The organism is Dyella sp., from assembly GCF_036746095.1.
GTDB lineage: Bacteria > Pseudomonadota > Gammaproteobacteria > Xanthomonadales > Rhodanobacteraceae > Dyella_B.
The window spans coordinates 1-21,004 of record NZ_DAIOEU010000075.1; the positions used below are offsets into that span (position 1 = coordinate 1).

Sequence of the window (21,004 nt, forward strand, 5' to 3'; positions counted from 1 at the left end):
ACGGCGACAACTGCGAGAACTGCGGCGCCACCTATGCGCCCACCGACCTGATCAATCCGTATTCGGTGGTCTCCGGCGCCACGCCAGTGCTGCGCGATTCGGAGCATTACTTCTTCGAACTGAGCAAGTTCGAAGGCCTGCTGCGCGACTGGTTCGGCGGCAAGCTTACCGATGGCAAGCCCGTCGCCAATCCGGGCGTGGTGGCCAAGCTCAAGGAATGGCTGGATGGCGGCCTGAAGGATTGGGATATCTCGCGCGACGCGCCTTACTTCGGCTTTCCCATTCCCGATGCGCCGGGCAAGTTCTTCTATGTATGGCTGGATGCGCCGGTCGGCTACCTGGCGAGCTTCAAGAACCTGTGCGACCGCGCCGGCCTGAGCTTCGATGATTTCCTGGCGCCGAACAGCGGCGCGGAAATGCATCATTTCATCGGCAAGGACATCATCAACTTCCACGGCCTGTTCTGGCCGGCGATGCTGCACGGCGCGCAGCTGCGTACGCCGACGGCGCTGCACGTCAACGGCTACCTCACGGTGAACGGCGCGAAGATGTCCAAATCGCGCGGCACCTTCATCCAGGCGCGCACGTATCTGAACTCCGGCTTGAATCCGGAGTTCCTGCGCTATTACTTCGCCACCATGCTCAACGATGCGCCGGTGGACGTGGACCTTGATCTGAAGGCCTTCGAGGAGCGCGTCAACTCGCACCTGATCGGCAAGTGGGTGAACATCGCCAGCCGCACCGCCGGCTTCGTGCACAAGTTCTTCAACGGGTGCCTGGCTGCTGCTTTTTCGCCCGAACAGAACGAACTGTGGAGCGTGCTGATCTCCCATTACGAAGGCGTGCCGGCTTTGTATGAGAGCGGCGAATTCGCCGAAGCCATGCGCCGCATCGTGTTGATCGCCGACCTGGTCAACGGCCACATCGCCGCCAAGGCGCCGTGGGTGATGGCAAAGGACGAAGCGCAACGCGATGAACTGCACCAGGTGTGCTCGTTTGCACTGGCCGCGTTCCGTCTGCTCGGCGGTTTGCTCAAGCCTGTGTTGCCGGTAACAGTGGAGGCTGCGGAAAAATTCCTTGCCGCGCCCATCGCCGACTTCGATTCCGCTTGCGCCACGCTACACAACCACACCATCCATGCCTTCGAGCCGCTGCTGTCGCGTATCGACCCCAAGCTGATCGAAGCGATGGTCGATGCCTCGAAAGAATCACTGGGCTCCACACCGGAGCCTGAAACCAAGAAGCCCGCCAACAAAGAAAGCAAGCCCATGACCGAAGCTACTGCCATTGCAACCGAATCCAACCTCATCGGCATCGACGATTTCGCCAAGCTCGACCTGCGCGTCGGGAAGGTGCTGGCCTGCGAGTTCGTGGAAGGCTCGGACAAGTTGCTGCGCTTTGAACTGGACGCCGGCCCGCTCGGCAAGCGCCAGATTTTTTCCGGCATCCGCGCGGCCTATGGCGAACCTGAAAAGCTGGTGGGCCGCAACGTGGTGTTCATCGCCAACCTGGCGCCGCGCAAGATGCGCTTTGGCATGTCAGAAGGGATGATTCTTTCGGCGGGCGAAGGCGGTGGCGATCTGTTCCTGCTGGATGCGGACCAGGGGGCGAAGCCAGGGGCGACGGTGCGGTAATCTCCCCACCGTCATTCCGGCGCAGGCCGGAATCCAGTCAAATACGTTGTGCGAAGCACTCAACATAAAAACGTGTCGTGTCCTTCGGACGCATATTTAAACTGGATTCCGGCCTACGCCGGAATGACGGCAAGGCAAGCACACGCATCGCCTGAACCATGACCACCCTAGCCGACCGCATCGACGCCCTGCTACCGCAAACGCAATGCGAACAATGCGGCTACCACGGCTGCCGTCCCTACGCGGACGCGATCGCCCATGGCGAAGCGCGGATCAACCAATGCCCGCCCGGCGGCAGCGATGGCATCGCCAGGCTCGCCGCCTTGCTCGGTTGCGCGCCCTTGCCGTTGAATGCGGAAAACGGCATCGAGAAACCACGCACGCTGGCGCGCATCATCGAGGCCGATTGCATCGGCTGCACCAAGTGCATCCAGGCCTGTCCGATCGATGCCATCGTCGGCGCAAACAAACTGATGCATACCGTGATCGCGGACGATTGCACCGGCTGCGAACGTTGCGTGCCCGCCTGCCCGGTCGACTGCATCGTGCTGGATCCGATGCCGCTGGCGCAGGCAGAAGATCGCGCGCACGCCGATGCAGCGCGCATGCATTTCCAACGCCGCGAAGCGCGCCTGCAAGCACAGCGTGCGCAGCGCGATGCGGAGCTGGCCGTGCGCAAGGCGCAAGTGCACACCGCCAGCCAAAGCGTGCTCGACGCCCTCGCCCGCACCAAAGCCAAAAGCCAGGAATCCAAGCCGTGAAAAAAGAGGACGTGGTCGAACTGTTCTCACGCTTGCGCGAACTCAATCCGCATCCCACTACCGAACTGGCCTACACCACGCCATTCGAACTGCTGGTGGCGGTGGTGCTCTCCGCGCAAGCCACCGATGTGGGCGTCAACAAGGCCACGCGCAAACTCTTTCCCGTCGCCAACACGCCGCAAGCCATCCTTGACCTGGGCGAAGAGAAACTCAAGCGCTACATCAATACCATCGGCCTGTATAACGCCAAGGCCAAGAACGTCATCGCGCTCTGCGGCATCCTGGTGGAGCAATACGATGGCGAGGTGCCGGACAACCGCGAAGCGCTTGAGGCGCTGCCGGGCGTCGGGCGCAAGACGGCCAACGTGGTGCTCAATACCGCGTTCGGCCATCACACCATTGCCGTCGACACGCACATCTTCCGCGTTTCCAATCGCACTGGCCTGGCGCCGGGCAAGGACGTGCGCGCGGTGGAAGACAAGCTGGAAAAAGTGGTGCCGAAGGAATTCAAGCAGGATGCACATCACTGGCTGATCCTGCATGGGCGCTATGTGTGCAAGGCGCGCAAGCCGGATTGCCCGCAATGCGTCATCCGCGATCTGTGCAAGTACAAGGACAAGACACCCTCGGCTTGAGGCCCCCTCCGGGGGAGGGGCTCCCATCGCACATCGCATCCTGGATCACTGCGTGTTGTACGCTGGTACAGGACAACAAAGCGCGCGACAAAGGCCATCACTTGCCCGCCAAACCCACCCGCAACCGCTCCAAAGCAGACGCCACCGAACACGGCCGCCTGCAAATGGCCGACATCGCCCGCCTCGCCGGCGTCTCCACCTCCACCGTGTCGCGCGCCCTCAAGGGCAGCACGCTGGTGAACGACGAAACGCGGCAGCGCATCGAACAGATCGCCAGCCAGTTCAACTACACCGTCAACCAGCTGGCGATGAACCTGCGCTCCGGCACCAATCGCACGGTCGCGGTGGTGGTGCCGTACGAGAAAAACCGCCGGCAGAATTTCTCTGATCCATTCCTGCACGGCATGATCGGCGCACTGGCGGATGTGCTGACGGAGCGCGATTACGAAATGCTGCTGGTGCGCATGGATGCCGAGCAGCTCAATACTCTCGGCAGCTTGGTCGATGGCGGCCGTACCGCCGGCATCATCCTGGTCGGCCAATGGCATCACCACGATCAGCTCAACGCGATGGCAGACCGCAAGCTGCCACTGGTGGTGTGGGGTGCGCAGCTTCCGGATCAGCGCTACAGCTGCGTGGGTGGACAAAACGTGGCCGGTGGACGCCTGGTCGGCGAGCACCTGCTGACGCAGGGCTGCCGCTCCATCGCCTTTCTCGGCGACCGCGGCCTGCCTGAAGTCGCGCAACGCTATCGCGGTTTTACGACGGCGCTACGCAAACACGGCATCAAGCACGATCCCGCCTTGCGCAAGGACGTTCCCTTTCTCGCCCCCGACGCACGACGCGCCACGCTGGAATGGATCGACAGCGGCATCGTGCCGGATGGCCTGTTCGCGGCCAGCGATCTGCTCGCCATGGCCGCTATCGGTGCGTTGCGTGAGCGCGGAATGGATGTACCCAAGAAGGTATTGGTAGTCGGCTACGACGACGTGGATTTCGCCGCGCATTTCCATCCCCCGCTCACCACCGTGCGTCAACCGTTCCAATTGGGCGCGGAAGCGATGGTCGATGCCTTGCTCGATCTGCTTGGGCACGCCTCGAAGACGTCCGTGCATGAACTGCCGACGCAGTTGATCGTTCGCGAGAGCAGCCAGCGCGTTTGATGCACGCTCGTCTCCCCTTCGCCGTCATTCCCGCGAAAGCGAGAATCCGTTTTGCTCTGATGCATCCTTAAAAATGGATTGACCGGCATTCGCCCTTGTAAAGCGCCTCCGCTTTCGCGGGAATGACGGCCATACATAGGCCGGGACGCCATTGCAATCGATGCCATCGAAAATCACCGCCGGCACAAATTGCGAGAAATTTATGCTGCACCGCAAATTGCAATCGATTGCAAAAACATAAGAATGGCCCCACTGCCTACATCGGCAGCGCGGCGCGGGAGCGTTCCGCGCCAATCGGTCGGGGATGCCGAACGTGGCCATGCATTCATTCCAAGGCCGCGCGAGCCGCCCTGCGCAAAAAATTCGGGGAGAAAACCATGCATCCGTTGTCCACCTTTCGCAGGAACACGCTGACGGTCGCGATCGCACTGCTGTGCACGGCGTCGTTCCAGGCCATGGCCGGCGCCACCGATACGAGCTCACCGCAAACGGCCGCCTCCGCCGCGCCGAACACGCAAACCAGCAACAGCGACGCATCCAGCCAGGCCAAGGACAAAAAGCAGAACTCGGTGAACCTGCAGCAAGTTGTCGTGACCGGCTCGCCGCTGCCGTCCACGGAAATGAACTCCAGCATTTCGGTCAGCACGGTCGACGGCGGACAGATCCAGAGCAGTGGCGTGCAGAATGCCGCCGACCTGCTGCGCACGATTCCCGGCATCCGTTCTGAATCGTCCGGCGGCGCCGGCAATGCGAATGTATCCGTGCGCGGCCTGCCGGTGGCTTCCGGCGGCAGCAAGTTCGTGCAGTTCCAGGTCGACGGCATGCCAGTGCTGGAATTCGGCGACACCGCGTTTGCGACACCCGATACGTTCCTGCGCACCGACTACAACATCGATCACGTGGAAGCGGTGCGCGGCGGCTCCTCGTCGATCTTCGCCAGCAACGCGCCCGGCGCCATCATCAATTTCATCACCAAGGACGGCATCACGCAGGGTGGCGATATCGGCCTTACCGTCGGCTTGGGCAAGTACGACGACCAGCGTCTCGATTTCGATTACGGCGGACCGCTCTCGGCATCCACGCGTTATCACTTCGGCGGTTTCGTGCAGCATGGCAATGGTCAGAAGAATACGGATTACACGTCATCGTCCGGCGGCCAGCTGATGGGCAACATCACGCACGATATCGATGGCGGCTTTCTACGCCTGAACCTGCAATTCACGGATACCTACGATCCGGTCTACCTGCCCGTGCCAGTGATGATCACCGGCAGCAACAGCGACCCGCACGTCAGCTCCATCCCCGGCTTCAACCTGCAAAGCGGCGTGCTGCAATCGCCCTACTTCAGCAGCGATGCCGCGTTGAATGCACAAGGCCACACGATTCACACCAATATTCGCGATGGCTACCACACGCGCGTGAACGCCATTGGCGGCGAAGGCAAATTCTCCCTCGGCGGCGACTGGACGCTGCACGAACAGTTCCGCCTGGCCGAGAACTACGGTGCCTTCACCGGTCCGTACCCGACCAATGTGGAAAGCGCGCAGAGCCTTGCCGATAGCATCGGTGGCGCTGGCTCCTATCTCGCCTACGCCACCGGCCCGAATGCCGGGAAACGCATCACCCATCCCGCGATACTGGGCGGCAACGGCCTCGCCTCCGAGACGGCGCTGTTCAATGTGTCGTTGCCCAACATGGACAACTTCACCAACAACCTCAGCCTGTCGCGCAAATTCGATACGGATGCCGGCAAGGGCACGCTGCAGTTCGGCTATTACCACTCGCAGCAGAACGTGGTGCAGGACTGGCACTGGAACATGTACCTGCAAACCGTGCAAAGCCAGGATTCGGCGCTGCTGAACGTATACAGTGCCAGCGGCAAGCTGATGACCGAGAACGGTTTGGTGGCCTATGGCACGCCCGGCTTCTGCGGCTCCTGCAACCGCTACTACGACGCCAAGTACATGATGGACGCACCGTTCGTCTCCATGACCTGGGAAACCGGCCCCTGGCGTTTCGACGGCGGCCTGCGCTTCGACCGCATCACCGGCAGCGGCTATTACGTAGCCGCCAATCAGCTCGCCACGGTTGATGTGGACAGCAACGGCGCGATTTCCGTACCTGAGCAGAGCGTGCCGGTATACGGCGGCGCCACCTCGCCGATCGACTACAGCAAGTCACACCTGGAATATTCGTTCGGCGCCAACTACACCATCGATGCGAACCTTGCCCTGTTCCTCCGCGCCAGCAGTGGCGCGCGCTTCAATTCGGATCGGCTGCTGTTCGGCGGCGGCATTCTTGCCGATGGCAGCGTGCCGCAAGGCATCGGCGTCAACGTGGTCAAGCAATACGAAGGTGGCGTGAAGTGGAACACCGCGCACACCAGCCTGTTCGTCACCGGCTTCATGGCCAACACGCAGGAACAGAACGAGGATGTGACCTCCACGATCGAGCCATTCATCAGCCGCCACTACCATGCACGCGGCGTCGAATTCGAAGGCTCGGTCAACTACGGCCATTTCTCGCTTGCCGGCGGCATGACCTATACGCATTCGCGCATCGTGTCCGATGCCATCACACCCGCCGACGTCGGCAACGTGCCGCAGCGCCAGGCAAACTGGGTGTATCAGTTCAGCCCGAGCTATAGCTGGCGTGCGTTCAACTTCGGCGCCACCGTGATCGGCACTACTAAGTCCTACGCTTCCGATCCGAACGGCCTGGTGATGCCGGGCTACACGCAGGTGAATACGTATATCAGCTACGACATCAACGATCGGATGACCGCATCGCTCAGCGTCAACAATCTGTTCAACGCGATTGGCCTGACCGAAATCGATTCCAGTCCGGAAACGGTGACGTCCAACGGCATCAACACCGCTCGCTCGATTCTCGGCCGTACCATCTACCTCAATTGGCAGTATCACTTGTGAGCAAACCGGACGTAGCGACACCTTCCATGGATACCGCCTTGCTGGCGCGCGCACGCGTATGTTTTCTTGCCGAAGCCGGCACGCAGGCGGCGGAGCGCTTTGATCGCCATGGCCCCCGGCTGCTGCACTGGCTGCACAAGCTATACGGTAGGCAGCCGATGTTCGACCGATGGCTGCTTTCGCTATGCACCACGCTGGGCACGCTGGCGCGTGCCCGGCCGTCGGCGCTGCGCGAACTGGATGGCGAACGCGAACGCGATCCCGACTGGTTCATCCACGAAAAGCGCGTCGGCTATTGCGCCTACGTGGATCGCTTCGGCAGCGATCTCAACGGTGTGGCCGAGCGTGTGGACTATCTGGAAGACCTGGGTGTCGGCTATCTGCACTTGTTGCCGTTCCTGCTTGCACGCAGCGGCGACAGCGACGGTGGATTTGCCGTGGCCAGCTTCGATGAAGTAGAGCCTGCGCTTGGCAGCATGAGCGATCTGGAACAGCTGGCGGCACGCCTGCGCAAGGCGCGCATCAGCCTGTGCGCGGACCTCGTGCTCAACCACGTGGCCGATGAGCACCCATGGGCCGTGGCCGCCATGCAAGGCGATCAGCACTATCGTTCGTATTTCCATCTCTTTCCTGATCGTCGCGTACCCAACCGCTACGAACAGACGGTCGCGCAGATTTTCCCGCAGACGGCGCCCGGCAATTTCACTTACAACGATGCATTGCGCAGCTGGGTATGGACCACGTTCTATCCCTACCAGTGGGATCTGAATTACGCCTATCCGCCGGTCTTCGCCTCCATTGCCTTCGCCCTGCTGAAGCTGGCCAACCGCGGCGTGGAAATCTTCCGACTGGATTCGGCGCCGTTCCTGTGGAAGCGGCTGGGCACGTCCTGCACGAACTTGCCGGAAGTACATCACCTCCTCTCGGCGCTGCGCGCCATCGTCGACATGGTTGCGCCGGGCGTGTTGCTCAAGGCAGAAGCCATCGTGGCCTCGACCGACCTGCTGCCGTACCTGGGCGTAGGCGAAACGCTAGGCAGCGAATGCCACCTGGCTTATCACAGCGGCCTGATGGCGGCGAGCTGGACAGCGTTGAGCGAAGGACGCACGACATTGCTGCGGCAATTGCTGGATAGCACGCCTGCCCTGCCCGTGCACACCGGCTGGATGACTTATGTGCGTTGCCACGACGACATCGTGTGGGGCGTGCTGCGTTCCGATGTCGAGGCCGCCGGCGATGATTTCACGCAACGCATCGGCAACGCCGCCGCCTTTCTGGAAGGACGCCGGTCCCATAGTTTCGGGCATGGCGTTGCCTTCCAGTCCGCCGATGGCAACGCGGTGCATGGCACCAACGGCATGGCTGCCGCACTCGTTGGCCTGGATTCGGCCGAAACCCCGGATGCCCTGCGTCGCTTTGCCTTGATGTACGGACTGGCCTTTGCCGTGGGCACAGTGCCATTGCTGTATATGGGCGACGAGCTGGCACAACCAAGCAATGACGCGCAAGACGATGCCGCCTTGATCGCGCTCGACGGCCGCTGGGTGCAGCGCCCCCGCCTGGACCTGGTGCGACTGGAACAACGGTTCGATGCGAACACGATCGCCGGCAAAGCGTATGCGACCATCAAGGCATTGATCGCGGCCCGCAACGATGATTCGTTTGATCCATGCGCAACCGTCGAAACCGTGGACTGCCATAACGAGGCGTTGCTGGCCATTCGGCGTGGCAAACGCTTCATGGCCGTGTTCAACTTCAGCGGCAAGCCGCAGGCGGTCGACTGGAATGTGCTGCATGCCGGCGACGGCTGGACAACGCAGCTGCAAACCGCCGACGATGCATCCACCGGCGCGGAGATCCTGCCGGCATGGGCGATGGTATGGCACAAGAAACCGTGACAGGCATGCACGCTGCGATCGATGGCGAAGCACCGGCCATGCGCAAGCCAAGCCTGACGTTCTGGCAAATCCTCAACATGAACGTCGGTTTCTTCGGCATCCAGTTCAGCTTTGGCCTGCAGCAAAGCAACATGAGCCCCATCTACAAATACCTGGGCGCGCATGACGCCAGCCTGCCGTATTTGTGGCTGGCCGGCCCGATCACCGGTTTGATCGTGCAGCCGCTGATCGGTGCGATGAGCGATCGCACGGTGAGCCGCCTCGGCCGCCGCACGCCCTATTTCTTGGTTGGCGCGCTGATCTGCAGCGTGTGTTTGTTCGCGATGCCGCTGAGCCCGGCGTTGTGGATCGCAGCAGGATTGCTCTGGATTCTGGATGCGGCCAACAACATCACCATGGAGCCATACCGTGCGTTTGTCGGCGATCGCCTGGATACTTCGCAACACGCCGTAGGTTATCTGGCGCAAAGCGCATTCACTGGTTTGTCGCAGACGCTGGCCTATCTCACGCCTTCCATCCTGGTGGGCCTGGGGATGCAAGCCGGTGCCGTCAACAGCCATGGCATTCCGGATGTGGTGTTGATCGCCTTCATCATCGGTGCGGTGTGCTCGATCGCCAGCGTGGCATGGTCGGCATGGACCACGCCGGAATTGCCGTTGTCGGCGCAGGAAAAAGAGCGCATGCGGCATGCGCCACGCAGCCTGGGTGCCACGCTGGGTGAAGTCGCTAGTGCCATTGGCGACATGCCGTCGACCATGCGGCAGCTTGCCGTGATGATGCTGTTCCAGTGGTACGCGATGTTCTGCTACTGGGAATACATCACGCTCTCCCTTGCGCGCTCGCTCTATGGCAGCGCCGACTCAACCACGCCTGTCTTTGCGCAAGCCTTGTTGATCAGCGGAAAGATGGGCGGCTTCTACAACTTCATCGCCATGCTGGCTGCGTTTGCGATGATGCCGTTGGCGCGGCGCATCGGCGCCAAGCCGATTCACGTCGTGTGCCTGTTGTGCGGTGGCGCCGGCATGTTGTTGCTGCCGGGCATCCATGCACGCGCGATGTTGTTCGTGCCGATGATCGGCATCGGCCTCGCCTGGGCGAGCATGATGGGCAACCCTTACGCGATGCTCGCGAGCAGCATTCCGCCGGAACGTGCCGGCGTGTACATGGGCCTGTTCAACGTGTTCATCGTGCTGCCGATGCTGCTGCAGATTCTTACCGTGCCGTTGATGTATGAAAACATTCTGGTGAGCAACCCGGAGAACGTGATACGGCTTGCGGGCGGCATGTTGATGATGGCAGCGGTGCTTACGCTCCGGGTGAAAGTGCGAACACCCCCGTAGACCGGGATGACGATACCAGCTGCTTTTGACTCCTGATGCAGGGATTTCATCCCAGCCTACGAATCCCTCCCCTACTACACGCAGGAGAGGGGGCAGCTTCCGGTATGCATCTGCCTCGCGACAAAAGCTGGTCACGCCGCCTGTCGCAATCCTTCCACCCGGCTATGCAGCAGCTTCCAATCCACCACCAGCTCGCAGCCGCGCGCCTTGGCATTGCTGTTCCATTCGGTCAGCACCTCCAGGCAAGCCTGGTCGACGTGGTGAAGGCGATCCACTTCCAGCAACAGGCGGGTATTGGGCGGCACCTGTTCCAGCGTGCGCGTCAGCGCCGGTACTTTGAAGAAGGTGGCCGAGCCGTCGAGTTCCAGCTTGAGCATGCCCGGTTCTTCGTGATCGGCAAGCTCCACTTCCAGTCGCGAAGACTGCAGCGCAAGCTTCAGCACCGACAAGCCAACGCCCACCAGCACGCCGGTCAGCAGGTCAGTGACCACGATGGCGAGCGTGGTGCCTGCGTACACCACGAAATTGCCGCGTCCATATTCGGCCAGGGTTTTCATCTGCTTGATGTTGACCATCTTGATGCCGGTGAACACCAGGATGCCCGCCAGGCACGCCACCGGCGTCATGCGGATCAGCCACGGCAGCAGCATGGCGAACACCAGCAACCAGCCGCCGTGCAGGATCGTCGCCATGCGCGTGGCCGAACCGGCCTGCACATTGGCGGCGCTGCGCACGATCACGCCGGTCATCGGCAACGCGCCCAGCAGGCCGCACAGCATGTTGCCCACGCCTTGCGCAGTCAGCTCGCGGTTGTAGTGGGTGCGCGCACCGGTATGCATGCGGTCCACCGCCGCCGCCGACAGCAAGGTTTCCGCGCTGGCGATCAAGGCGAAGGTGAGCGCGGCAACCAACAGCGGCGGCTGCGCCAAGGCGGATAGGCTTTCCGGCGTAGGCCATGTCACCGACGCAAACAGATTCGCCGGAATGTCCACCTTGTTCACTGGCGTGCCGAGCACGGTCACCGTGGCGGTGACGATCACCACGGCAAGCAAGGCGCCCGGCACGAAGCGCAAAGCCTGCGGACGGAGCTTCTCCCAGCCGAGCATGATGGCGATGGTGGACAGGCCCACCATCAAGGCCGCCACGCTGCCGCTTTCGCCTTGGAAAGCACTGATCAAGGCACCCGGCAAGGCCGCGAAATTCTCCAATCCGCGCGCCTTGGGCAAGGCATCGATCAGCACATGCAATTGCGACGCAACGATCAGGATGCCGATGCCCGACAGCATACCCGCCACCACCGCCGGAGAAATCATGCGGAACCACACGCCCACCTTGCCGATACCGGCAATGATCTGGATGACGCCAGCCAGCAAGACGACCGGCCCCAGCGCAGCCACGCCGTACTCGCGCACCAGCTCGAACACCAGTACCGCCAGACCCGCCGCAGGGCCACTGACCTGCAAGGGCGAACCCGCGATGGCGCCGACCACGATGCCGCCGATGATGCCGGTAATCAGGCCCGCCGCAGGCGGCATGCCGGAAGCGATGGCGATGCCCATGCACAACGGCAGCGCCACCAGGAACACGACGATCGAACCGAGCAGATCGCGGCCGAACAGTCCTTGGGAAAAATAGGATCGCATGATTCGCTCCTCAGGCTGCTGCCGTGGCAGCGAAGCGCACGTGCGGCGTGGCATCGGGCACTTTGCCAGCGCCAGGGTCGAGCTTCATGAAGCAACCGCGCTCGGCGTCGAAGATCTCGATCTCCGCATGCTCAATGTCGTAGACCCAGCCGTGAATGCTGAGGTCACCGCGCGCCATGCCCGCGGCAACCACCGGCAATGTACGCAGATGCTCCAGCTGGCCGACGACGTTCTCGCGCGTCAGGCAGGCCAGCGTTTCATGTTCGGACAGACCCTGGTTGTTTTGCGCGACGACGTACTTGGCTATATCACCGTGTTTCATCCAGGCCGCGACGGACGGCATCTCCTTGACCAGCTCAGGCTTCTGCAGTGCCTTCATCGCGCCGCAGTCGGAATGGCCGCAGATGACGATGTGCTTCACCTTGAGCACGCGCACGGCGTATTCGATCGCCGCCACCACCCCGCTCACGTGCTGCGCATAGGGCGGCACGATGTTGCCGATGTTGCGATAGACGAACAGCTCGCCCGGCTGCGTGTTGAATATCATTTCAGGCATCACGCGCGAATCGGCGCAGGTGATAAACATGGTGCTGGGGCTTTGGCCCGAAGCCAATTGCTTGAACAGCGCGCGCTGCGCAGGAAAGATTGCTTGACGGAAATACTGGAAACCTTCGATCAGACGTTGCATGGGAATGCTCCATGAAATAGTGGATAGCCGCATCGAACGCCAGCGCGCGCAGCAAAGCGCACGCCTACGGGCACGACGAAGCGTTGGCGAAGCCAAGGAAAAGCTCAGGGAATGACAGCGGCAGACAGGCCGCGAGCAGGATCACGCGGCGCGCGGAGGCCGCAACAGTTCAGCGGAAGGCGCGGACTGCAGGGAGGGTGTATTGCCGATAAGAACGCCGCAGTTCAAGGAGCGCGGTGCAACGTGGGCAAGCCCAGGCACGACCAGCTGATCGTCCAGGTCGCCATCGTCGCCAAACGGACTGCCGTTAGGGGATGCATCATCGGTGGAATGATCGGGCGCGACATGCACCACGGCATGGTCGCTCATGGTGCCCTGTGCCGAAGCAACCGTGCTTGGCGCGAAAGGCGCGTGATGAAGATCCATGCCAAACGCCATGCTGGCGCCTGCGAGCAACACCAGTACAAAGGTGCGGAGCGCCAGCAACAGCGAACGATAGCGATGAGCGCATGACATGCCGCAAAAATATCGGATCGCGTACATGCATCGCAAGTCGTCAGCTAAATACAAATTCATCTGCACGAATGATTCAATCAGCAATGCCCTGATCTATTCCGCGTACCCCATCGCCACAAGTTGCATTCACACGACGGGATGACGTCCAGCAAGCCAGCAGGCTGCGCCAGAACATCCCAAGCACACACAGGTCACGCGAATGCAAAAAGCAAAACGGCGGGCAAAGCCCGCCGTTTTTCCATCCTTGGGTCGAACTCCCTTCTGATAACCGTGTATCCGTTATCCGTTTCCCACCGATCAGAACGGGTAGTAGCGGATGCTGGTGAAGAACATGTTGTCCGAAGCGGTCGGCGCATGGCCCTTGGCGTCGGTGAACAGCTGACGCGAAAGATGCGAGAACTGCGTACCGAACTGCACGCGGCCGAACTTGCCCTGGTAGAACTTCCACAGGAAGCCGAACGTCTGTTCGGAAACGGCGCGGTTCTGACCCGTACAACCGGTGGCTGCACCATAGATGTCGCAGTTGGCGTTGTTGTAGCCAAGGGCAGCGGCACCGTAGCCGAGCGGCAAGCCGTTCACGCCGACGGTCTGGTAGCTGTCCTGCTGCTCGCGGCCGCCTTCGACGTACAGGTCGAAATCTTCGGAGGCGTGCCAGGTCAGCGTGCCGAGCGCCATGTTTTCCTTCAGCGGATGCGGCGCGCCGCTGGTGGTATAGGTAATGTCGTTGAGGCCGGAGGTGCCGTAACGGCCAATGCCCTTGCCGCTCATGCCCGACACCTGCAGGTCCAGCACCTTCGGAACCAGCGGCAATACCATGCCGAAGCCGAAGCCGCCGCCGTGCGCGGTCTGGTTGGTGGTGGCAGCCGGACCGCCGTTGGCCGTGGTCGGCGTCACGCGGGTGGTGAACTCGCGCGAGATACCGAACAGTTCGTAGTGGCCCCAACCCGGATCGGCCGCGAACTTCACGAGGATGTCCGGGATCTGGTTGAGCGACACCGAGTTCAACGTGTCATACAGCGAGCCGGCGCCGACCGTGGCGGTCGTCGTCGCATAGCCCTTGGTGCCCGTACCGGCGGTGGCGCCGACGCCAGCGGTCTGCGGGTTTTCAACCGAAATACCCAGCCACCACTTCTTGTCCCAATCCTTCACGAGGCGCAACTGCGTCTGGCGTGCCCAGTTGAAGCCCGCGCCGTACTGCGCGTCGATGGTCGGCGGCAACACTTCCTTGCCTGGGGTGATGCCCACGCTGTCGAGGGTCATTAGCGACCACGCCTGGCCCGCCAAGGCGTGCAAGCCGTAGTCAGTCCAGTCGACACTGGTCCACAACTGGCGGATGCGCATGTTGAACGAGTTGCTCTCGTTCATGTTGGCCGTCTGGGCGCCACCGAGGAAGTCCGTCTCGTAGTAACCCGTTACATGCGTCGAATCGTTGATGTCGCCTTCGGCCTTGATCGAGAGGCGGCTCTGGCGCGCGCTGTAGACGAACTGGTTGTTGCGGGCGTTGGTGACCGGATAGGTGGTGGTGGCGCCGCTGCCCGTGTTGATCGGCGCGGTGCTGGTGCCCCCCTGGAACGGAATGGCGGTGAATTTGGTGGCGATGTCGTCGGCGGTGTCGCGCGAACGATAGGCCGATTCAGCCGCCAGGAAGCCGCCGAAGGTCCACTTCACGCCACCGGTACCGCCGAGGATGTCGCCCTTGTGCTCGGTCGCGGCCACGGCCACCTGCTTCTGCGTCGCCTGCACCTGGGCCTGCGTCGCCTGCACGGACTGCGCCGTTTCAACCTGTGCCTGCTGCGCCGCCTGCTGCTGCGACTCCAGGTCTTGAACCTTCTGCTCCAGTGCTTGGATCTCTGCCTTCATCTGCGCCAGTTCGGTAGCGCTGACGGTCACCTTCTTGTTCGACGTCTGGGCTGACACCGGCGCTGTCACGCTGGTCAGGCCCAGACCGGCAGCGATGGCTACCGTGAGCATCTTGGAACGCATGTTCTTATCTCCGCTAGATCAAATGAAACCGCGCGGCATCACAGTCCTTCCCCTGGAGCGGCCTGCGGGCTGGCGGCATGATCGAGCGGCAGCTTTACCGTTAGATGGATGTTATGTGACAGAACGGTGACGAACCGTACGGGTTCCCGAGCCGGAGTACGCGGATCCGTGCGTGCAAACCTCACCGTCTGAGGTGCTCTAACCCTGCTTGGGGCTGACGACCACGCCGCGTCGTGCGTGGGCTGGGGTGACAATCCCGCTTGCTTGACGCTGCTGGTGCGGGCCTGTCGCCGAGTCCGGGTATGACGACCGCGGCATCAGCATTCGGCTGATATGCTTGTCCGATGGAGCAACTCAATAACAGCTTGGCGGTCCGCATGGCCGACCGTTTCCGCGGCTTCCTGCCGGTGGTCGTGGACGTGGAAACCGGTGGTTTCGATGCCGATCGGGATGCCTTGCTGGAAATCGCCGCCGTCACCATCGGCATGGATCAGGAAGGCAATCTCTATCCGCATCCGGTGGTGTCCACCCACGTGGAACCCTTTCCCGGCGCCAACATCGATCCGCGCGCGCTGGAGATCACCGGCATCGATCCGGACAATCCGCTGCGCGCCGCCTTGCTCGAACGCGCCGCGCTGGACCATATCTTCCTGGCCGTGCGTACCGCCGTACGCGCCAACGATTGCCAGCGCGCGGTGCTGGTAGGGCATAACGCCGCGTTCGACCTGGGATTTCTCAATGCCGCCGTGCGCCGCGCCGGCCACAAGCGCAATCCTTTTCATCCTTTCAGCTGCTTCGACACCGCCAGCCTGAGCGGCCTGCTGTACGGGCAAACCGTATTGAGCAAGGCGGTAGTGGCCGCCGGCTACAGTTTCGATGCGAGCGAGGCGCATTCGGCGGTGTATGACGCCGAGCGCACCGCCCTGCTGTTTTGCCGCATCGTGAACCGGGTGCGTTCGCTGGAAGTGCTGGAACTGGAGCGGGTGGGCGCGGCGTTGCCGTAGCTCGCGCGGGGCGGGTACCCCTATGGCCGTCATTCCCGCGAAAGCGGAGGCGCTTTACAACGGCGAATGCCGGTCAATCCATCTTCACGTTGCATCAGAGCAAATGGATTTCCGCTTTCGCGGGAATGACGACCGGGGTTACGTACCCTCCCCGGGCGCCAGAGGCCATCAAGATCTCACGCTTGTCATCAAGCTGACACATTTGTCTCATCTCATTGCAACACCTTACCTCTGCAATACGCGGGTCGTAGGCATTACCTAGCCAACTTCCCTCAAGGAGCCACTGTGTTGACCTCATTCAAACTTCCGTCCCGCCTCGGCACGCTCGCCCTGGTGGTTGCCGCGTCCGTGTTCGGCACGACGGTGCAAGCTACCGACATTACCGGTGCGGGCTCCAGCTTCGTCTATCCGGTCATCTCCAAGTGGTCGGCCGCTTATGCCGAGAAGACGGGCAACCACGTCAACTATCAGTCGATCGGTTCCGGCGGCGGCATCGCCCAGATCAAGGCCGGCACGGTGGATTTCGGCGCCTCGGACATGCCGTTGAAGGCGGAAGACCTGGCGAAGTTCGGCCTGGGCCAGTTCCCTGACGTGATCGGCGGCATCGTGCCTGCGTTCAACGTGGCCGGCGTGGCGCCGGGTACGCTGGTGCTGGACGGCTCGACCCTGGCCGACATCTATCTCGGCAAGATCACCACCTGGAACGATCCGGCCATCACCAGGCTCAACCCCAGCGTGCACCTGCCGTCCTCCAAGATTTTCGTGGTGCATCGTTCGGATGGTTCGGGCACCTCGTTCAACTTCACCGACTACCTGTCGAAGGTCAGCGCGGATTGGAAGGCGAAGGTCGGCGAAGGTACCGCCGTGCAGTGGCCGACCGGCATCGGCGGCAAGGGCAACGAGGGCGTGTCCGCTTATATCAAGCAGATCCCGAACTCGATCGGTTACGTGGAATACGCCTACGCGGTGCAGAACAAGCTCGGCTACGCCAAGATGAAGAACGCCGCCGGCACCGTGGTGGAACCGACCATTGCCAGCTTCCAGGCCGCCGCCAACACGGCCGACTGGAAGAGCGCCAAGGACTTCAACCTGCTGATGACCAACGCGCCGGGCGCCGATGCATGGCCGATCACCGCCACCTCGTGGGTGATCATGTACAAGACGCCGAAGAACGCTGCCAATACCAAGGTAGCCTTCAACTTCTTCAAGTACGCTTATGAACAAGGCCAGGATGCCGCGCGCGCGCTGGATTACGTGCCGCTGCCTGCCTCGCTGGTGCAACAGATCGAAGCCTACTGGGCCAGCGAATACAAGCAGTAAGCTTCAGCGCTGTGGCAAGGATGCGCAGCCTGGGAGCAACTCTTGCGACGCGCGCAACATTACGTTGCGCGCGTCGTGCTGACTGAAACCATCGCAAGAAAACAACGCCACATGTCAGCCACAAGTGCCGAACCGATTCCCCGCGATACCGAACATCGTTCGCGCACCGATGCCCGTCACGATCTGTTCTTTCGCTTCATCCTGCGCTTCTGCGCTTTGCTGGTGCTGGCGGCGCTGCTTGGCGCGGCGATCTCCACGCTGTGGGGCGGACGCGACGTATTGTTCAAGGATGGCTTCCGCTTTTTATTCAGTTCGGACTGGAATCCGGTCGAAAATCAGTTCGGTGCGCTTGCGCCCATCGTCGGTACCCTGGTCACGTCGCTGATTGCCTTGCTCCTGGCGGTGCCGGTGAGTTTTGGCATTGCCCTCTTCCTTACTGAGATCGCGCCACGCTGGATGCGCGCTCCGGTCGGCGCCGCCATTGAATTGCTGGCGGCCATTCCTTCCATCATCTACGGCATGTGGGGTTTGTTTGTGTTCGTGCCGTTCATGGCCAGCATCGAGCCCGCCCTCAGCGATACGATCGGCAACATCCCGGTCATCGGCGCGCTGTTCCAGGGGCCGCCGCTGGGCTTGGGATTGCTGACGGCGGGCATCGTGTTGGCGGTGATGATCCTGCCGTTCATTTCCTCGGTCATGCGCGAAGTGTTCCAGACCGTCCCGGCGCGCTTGAAAGAATCCTCGTATGCGCTCGGATCCACCACGTGGGAAGTGGTGTGGGACATCGTGCTGCCGTATACGCGCTCGGCCGTGATCGGGGGCATTTTCCTCGGGCTCGGGCGTGCGCTCGGCGAAACCATGGCCGTCACCTTCGTGCTGGGCAACTCGTACAACCTCACCGCATCGCTGCTGATGCCGGGCACGTCGATTTCTTCCAGCATCGCCAATGAATTCAACGAAGCGGTGGGCCTGCATCGCTCCGCGCTGATCGCGCTGGGCTTCCTGCTGTTCGTGGTGACCTTCATCGTGCTGCTGATTGCACGCTTGATGCTGCGCCAGCTGCAACGCAAGGAGGGTCGCTGATGTCAGCCGTCTACGTACGCCGCTCCATCGTCAACATCGTCGCACTGACGCTCAGCGGGTTGGCCACCCTGATCGGCCTGCTCTTCCTCGTCTGGATCCTGTGGATCACCGCGCAGAACGGCCTGGGCGCGATCAAGCTCACCTTGTTCACCAAGATTACGGCGTATGCCGACCAGGGCGGTTTGTCGAACGCGATCGTCGGCAGCCTGATCATGGACTTGATGGCGCTGTTGATCTGCGCACCGATCGGCGTGCTGGCCGGTACGTACCTGGCCGAATACGCCAGCTCTACGCGCCTGGGTGCGACCATCCGCTTCCTCAACGACATTCTGTTGTCGGCACCGTCGATCGTGCTCGGCCTGTTCGTGTACGTGATCGTGGTGATTCCCACCACCGAACTCACCGGCGGGCGCATCAGCTTTTCCGGTTTTGCCGGCAGCGTGGCGCTTGCGTTGATCGGCTTGCCGGTGATCGTGCGCACCACCGATGAAATGCTGCAGCTGGTGCCCGGCACCTTGCGCGAAGCGGCACTGTCGCTTGGCGTTCCGCAGTGGAAGCTCACCGTGCAGGTGCTGATGCGCGCAGCGTTTTCCGGCATTCTCACCGGCGTGCTGCTGGCGCTTGCCCGCCTGGCCGGCGAAACCGCGCCGCTGCTGTTTACCGCCTTCGGCAACAACTTCATGACCGCGCATCCGCTGGACAAGATGGCCAGCATGCCGGTAACGATCTATCAGTACACCAACGACCCGAATCCGGCGCTGCATGCGATCGCCTGGGCCGGCGCGCTGCTGATCACCCTGTTCGTGCTGGCGCTGAGCCTGCTGACCCGCATCGTGTTTTCGCGCAAGAAGGTGAGTTATGAATGACCTCGCCGCCGCCACCGCGGCGCCCCTGACCGGCGCCAATGCGCCCGCCAAGCTGAAAGTGCGCGACGTGCACTTCTACTACAACGGATACCATGCGCTGAAAGGCATCAACATGGACATTCCGGAGAAGCAGGTCACCGCCATCATCGGTCCTTCCGGTTGCGGCAAGTCCACCCTGCTGCGCATCTTCAATCGCATCTACGCGATCTATCCGAAGCTGGAAGCGAAAGGTTCGATCGAACTCGACGGCGAGAACATCCTCGACCCGAGCTATTCGATGAACCGCCTGCGCACGAAAGTGGGCATGGTATTCCAGAAGCCGGTGCCGTTCCCGATGACCATCTTCGAGAACGTCGCCTACGGCATCCGCCATCACGAACGGCTATCGCGTGCGGACATGGAAACCCGCGTGGAACAGGCGCTGCGCAGCGCGGCGCTGTGGGACGAAGTGAAGGACAAGCTCAAGCAAAGCGCGCTGGGCTTGTCCGGCGGCCAGCAGCAACGCTTGTGCATTGCGCGCGGCATTGCGCTGCGCCCGGAAGTGCTGCTGCTCGACGAGCCCACTTCCGCGCTCGACCCCATCGCCACCGGCCGCATCGAACAGCTGGTGGAAGAGCTCAAGCACGAATACACGATCGTGATCGTCACCCACAACATGCAGCAGGCGGCACGTGTGTCCGACCGCACGGCCTTCATGTACATGGGCGATCTGATCGAGTTCGACAACACCGAAAAGATCTTCACCAAGCCTGGCAAGAAGCAGACCGAAGATTACATCACCGGCAGATTTGGTTGATCTTCTATCTTTTCCCTCTCCCCTTCGGGGAGAGGGTAGGGTGAGGGGCGAATCCAGCGGGAAACCACCCACCAAGCCCTTCCCCATTATCGAACAGCAAGAGGCCATCCCATGAGCGGCAGCAGCAAGGAACACATCATCAAGAGCTACGACGACGAACTGCTGCGCCTGACCGGCGAGCTGGTTCGCATGGGCGAGCTGTCGGTGAGCCAGTTGGAAGCGGCCATCGACGTGGTGGATCGCCGCGACGAACGCGCCGCCCAGCACGTCGTCAACAATGACGACGCCATCGATCGGCTCGAACAGGAAATCAGCCACGACGTGGTGCGCCTGCTGGCGCTGCGCGCGCCGATTGCCGGTGACCTGCGCCACGTGTTCGCCGCGCTGCGCATCGCCGCGGACATCGAACGCATCGGCGACTACGCCGCCAACGTGGCCAAGCGCTCGATTCCCTTGTCGATGGCCGCTCCGCTGAAGCCGACCAGTGGCCTGGCGCACCTGGCGGAACTCGCCGCCGAAGAAATCCGCTCAGTGCTGCGCGCCTACCGCGACCGCGATGCCGAGCTGGCGTACAAGGTATGGCAGGACGACGTGGAACTGGATGAAGCCTACACGGCCTACTTCCGCGAACTGCTGACGTACATGATGGAAGATCCGCGCGTGATCACGCCCTGCACGCATCTGTTGTTCATGGCCAAGAACATCGAGCGCATCGGCGACCACGCCACCAATATCGCCGAGAAC

The 21,004-nt window shown here is 62.0% G+C and carries 17 protein-coding genes; 13 read left to right on the plus strand and 4 right to left on the minus strand.

What is annotated here, in order from left to right:
- The 7 genes from metG to V7M64_RS20060 all read left to right on the plus strand — a co-directional run.
- Positions 1-1,634 (plus strand): methionine--tRNA ligase (gene metG / locus V7M64_RS20030; protein ID WP_333681655.1); only part of this gene is annotated, 1,634 nt, incomplete at its 5' end.
- A gap of 158 nt (positions 1,635-1,792) precedes the next feature.
- Complete coding sequence (locus V7M64_RS20035; protein ID WP_333681656.1) at positions 1,793-2,395, plus strand: RnfABCDGE type electron transport complex subunit B; 603 nt, start codon at positions 1,793-1,795, stop codon at positions 2,393-2,395.
- Positions 2,392-3,030, plus strand: coding sequence for an endonuclease III (gene nth / locus V7M64_RS20040; protein WP_333681657.1), 639 nt, complete (start codon positions 2,392-2,394; stop codon positions 3,028-3,030). Before V7M64_RS20035 ends, nth begins: the two co-directional genes overlap by 4 nt.
- Positions 3,031-3,131: 101 nt before the next feature.
- Positions 3,132-4,193: a LacI family DNA-binding transcriptional regulator gene (locus tag V7M64_RS20045; RefSeq protein WP_333681659.1), complete on the plus strand. Its 1,062-nt coding sequence runs from the start codon at positions 3,132-3,134 to the stop codon at positions 4,191-4,193.
- Positions 4,194-4,570: 377 nt separating this feature from the next.
- Positions 4,571-7,123: a TonB-dependent receptor gene (locus V7M64_RS20050; protein ID WP_333681661.1), complete on the plus strand. Its 2,553-nt coding sequence runs from the start codon at positions 4,571-4,573 to the stop codon at positions 7,121-7,123.
- A complete protein-coding gene (locus V7M64_RS20055; protein WP_333681663.1) occupies positions 7,120-9,021 on the plus strand; it encodes an alpha-amylase family glycosyl hydrolase in 1,902 nt (633 codons plus the stop codon). The genes V7M64_RS20050 and V7M64_RS20055 overlap by 4 nt, the downstream gene beginning before the upstream one ends.
- Before the next feature lie 38 nt (positions 9,022-9,059).
- A complete protein-coding gene (locus V7M64_RS20060) occupies positions 9,060-10,361 on the plus strand; it encodes an MFS transporter (protein WP_333681679.1) in 1,302 nt (433 codons plus the stop codon).
- Between the two features lie 131 nt (positions 10,362-10,492).
- Here the strand turns inward: V7M64_RS20060 and V7M64_RS20065 are convergent, their stop codons facing one another.
- The 4 genes from V7M64_RS20065 to V7M64_RS20080 form a co-directional block, all read right to left on the minus strand.
- Positions 10,493-12,004 (minus strand): SulP family inorganic anion transporter, encoded by a 1,512-nt coding sequence (locus V7M64_RS20065; RefSeq protein WP_333681664.1) that lies wholly within the window; start codon positions 12,002-12,004, stop codon positions 10,493-10,495.
- Positions 12,005-12,014: 10 nt separating this feature from the next.
- Positions 12,015-12,692 carry a carbonic anhydrase gene (locus tag V7M64_RS20070; RefSeq protein WP_333681665.1) on the minus strand — a complete coding sequence of 226 codons (678 nt, stop codon included), beginning with the start codon at positions 12,690-12,692 and terminating at the stop codon, positions 12,015-12,017.
- A 141-nt stretch (positions 12,693-12,833) separates the two neighbouring features.
- Positions 12,834-13,208, minus strand: a complete 375-nt coding sequence (locus V7M64_RS20075; protein WP_333681666.1) for a hypothetical protein — start codon at positions 13,206-13,208, stop codon at positions 12,834-12,836.
- 297 nt (positions 13,209-13,505) lie between these two features.
- Complete coding sequence (locus V7M64_RS20080; RefSeq protein ID WP_333681667.1) at positions 13,506-15,191, minus strand: hypothetical protein; 1,686 nt, start codon at positions 15,189-15,191, stop codon at positions 13,506-13,508.
- A 344-nt stretch (positions 15,192-15,535) separates the two neighbouring features.
- On the opposite strand from V7M64_RS20080, the gene rnt reads away from it, so the two are divergent.
- The 6 genes from rnt to phoU all read left to right on the plus strand — a co-directional run.
- Positions 15,536-16,195: a ribonuclease T gene (rnt, locus tag V7M64_RS20085; RefSeq protein WP_333681669.1), complete on the plus strand. Its 660-nt coding sequence runs from the start codon at positions 15,536-15,538 to the stop codon at positions 16,193-16,195.
- 285 nt (positions 16,196-16,480) lie between these two features.
- Complete coding sequence (gene pstS, locus V7M64_RS20090; RefSeq protein ID WP_333681670.1) at positions 16,481-17,515, plus strand: phosphate ABC transporter substrate-binding protein PstS; 1,035 nt, start codon at positions 16,481-16,483, stop codon at positions 17,513-17,515.
- 111 nt (positions 17,516-17,626) lie between these two features.
- Complete coding sequence (gene pstC, locus V7M64_RS20095) at positions 17,627-18,598, plus strand: phosphate ABC transporter permease subunit PstC (RefSeq protein WP_333681672.1); 972 nt, start codon at positions 17,627-17,629, stop codon at positions 18,596-18,598.
- Positions 18,598-19,464, plus strand: coding sequence for a phosphate ABC transporter permease PstA (pstA, locus tag V7M64_RS20100; protein WP_333681674.1), 867 nt, complete (start codon positions 18,598-18,600; stop codon positions 19,462-19,464). The genes pstC and pstA overlap by 1 nt, the downstream gene beginning before the upstream one ends.
- Complete coding sequence (pstB, locus tag V7M64_RS20105) at positions 19,457-20,260, plus strand: phosphate ABC transporter ATP-binding protein PstB (RefSeq protein WP_333681676.1); 804 nt, start codon at positions 19,457-19,459, stop codon at positions 20,258-20,260. The genes pstA and pstB overlap by 8 nt, the downstream gene beginning before the upstream one ends.
- Positions 20,261-20,371: 111 nt before the next feature.
- On the plus strand, positions 20,372-21,004 hold a 633-nt coding region (phoU, locus tag V7M64_RS20110; RefSeq protein WP_333681677.1), incomplete at its 3' end, for a phosphate signaling complex protein PhoU.

Bases quoted from the DNA above. Each gene is read 5' to 3' on its own strand.
- V7M64_RS20035 (WP_333681656.1), top strand. From the start codon at position 1,793: ATGACCACCCTAGCCGACCGCATCGACGCCCTGCTACCGCAAACGCAA.
- V7M64_RS20050 (WP_333681661.1), top strand. From the start codon at position 4,571: ATGCATCCGTTGTCCACCTTTCGCAGGAACACGCTGACGGTCGCGATC.
- V7M64_RS20060 (WP_333681679.1), top strand. From the start codon at position 9,060: ATGCGCAAGCCAAGCCTGACGTTCTGGCAAATCCTCAACATGAACGTC.
- V7M64_RS20065 (WP_333681664.1), bottom strand. From the start codon at position 12,004: ATGCGATCCTATTTTTCCCAAGGACTGTTCGGCCGCGATCTGCTCGGT.
- V7M64_RS20070 (WP_333681665.1), bottom strand. From the start codon at position 12,692: ATGCAACGTCTGATCGAAGGTTTCCAGTATTTCCGTCAAGCAATCTTT.
- V7M64_RS20075 (WP_333681666.1), bottom strand. From the start codon at position 13,208: ATGTCATGCGCTCATCGCTATCGTTCGCTGTTGCTGGCGCTCCGCACC.
- V7M64_RS20080 (WP_333681667.1), bottom strand. From the start codon at position 15,191: ATGCGTTCCAAGATGCTCACGGTAGCCATCGCTGCCGGTCTGGGCCTG.
- rnt (WP_333681669.1), top strand. From the start codon at position 15,536: ATGGAGCAACTCAATAACAGCTTGGCGGTCCGCATGGCCGACCGTTTC.
- pstC (WP_333681672.1), top strand. From the start codon at position 17,627: ATGTCAGCCACAAGTGCCGAACCGATTCCCCGCGATACCGAACATCGT.
- pstA (WP_333681674.1), top strand. From the start codon at position 18,598: ATGTCAGCCGTCTACGTACGCCGCTCCATCGTCAACATCGTCGCACTG.
- pstB (WP_333681676.1), top strand. From the start codon at position 19,457: ATGAATGACCTCGCCGCCGCCACCGCGGCGCCCCTGACCGGCGCCAAT.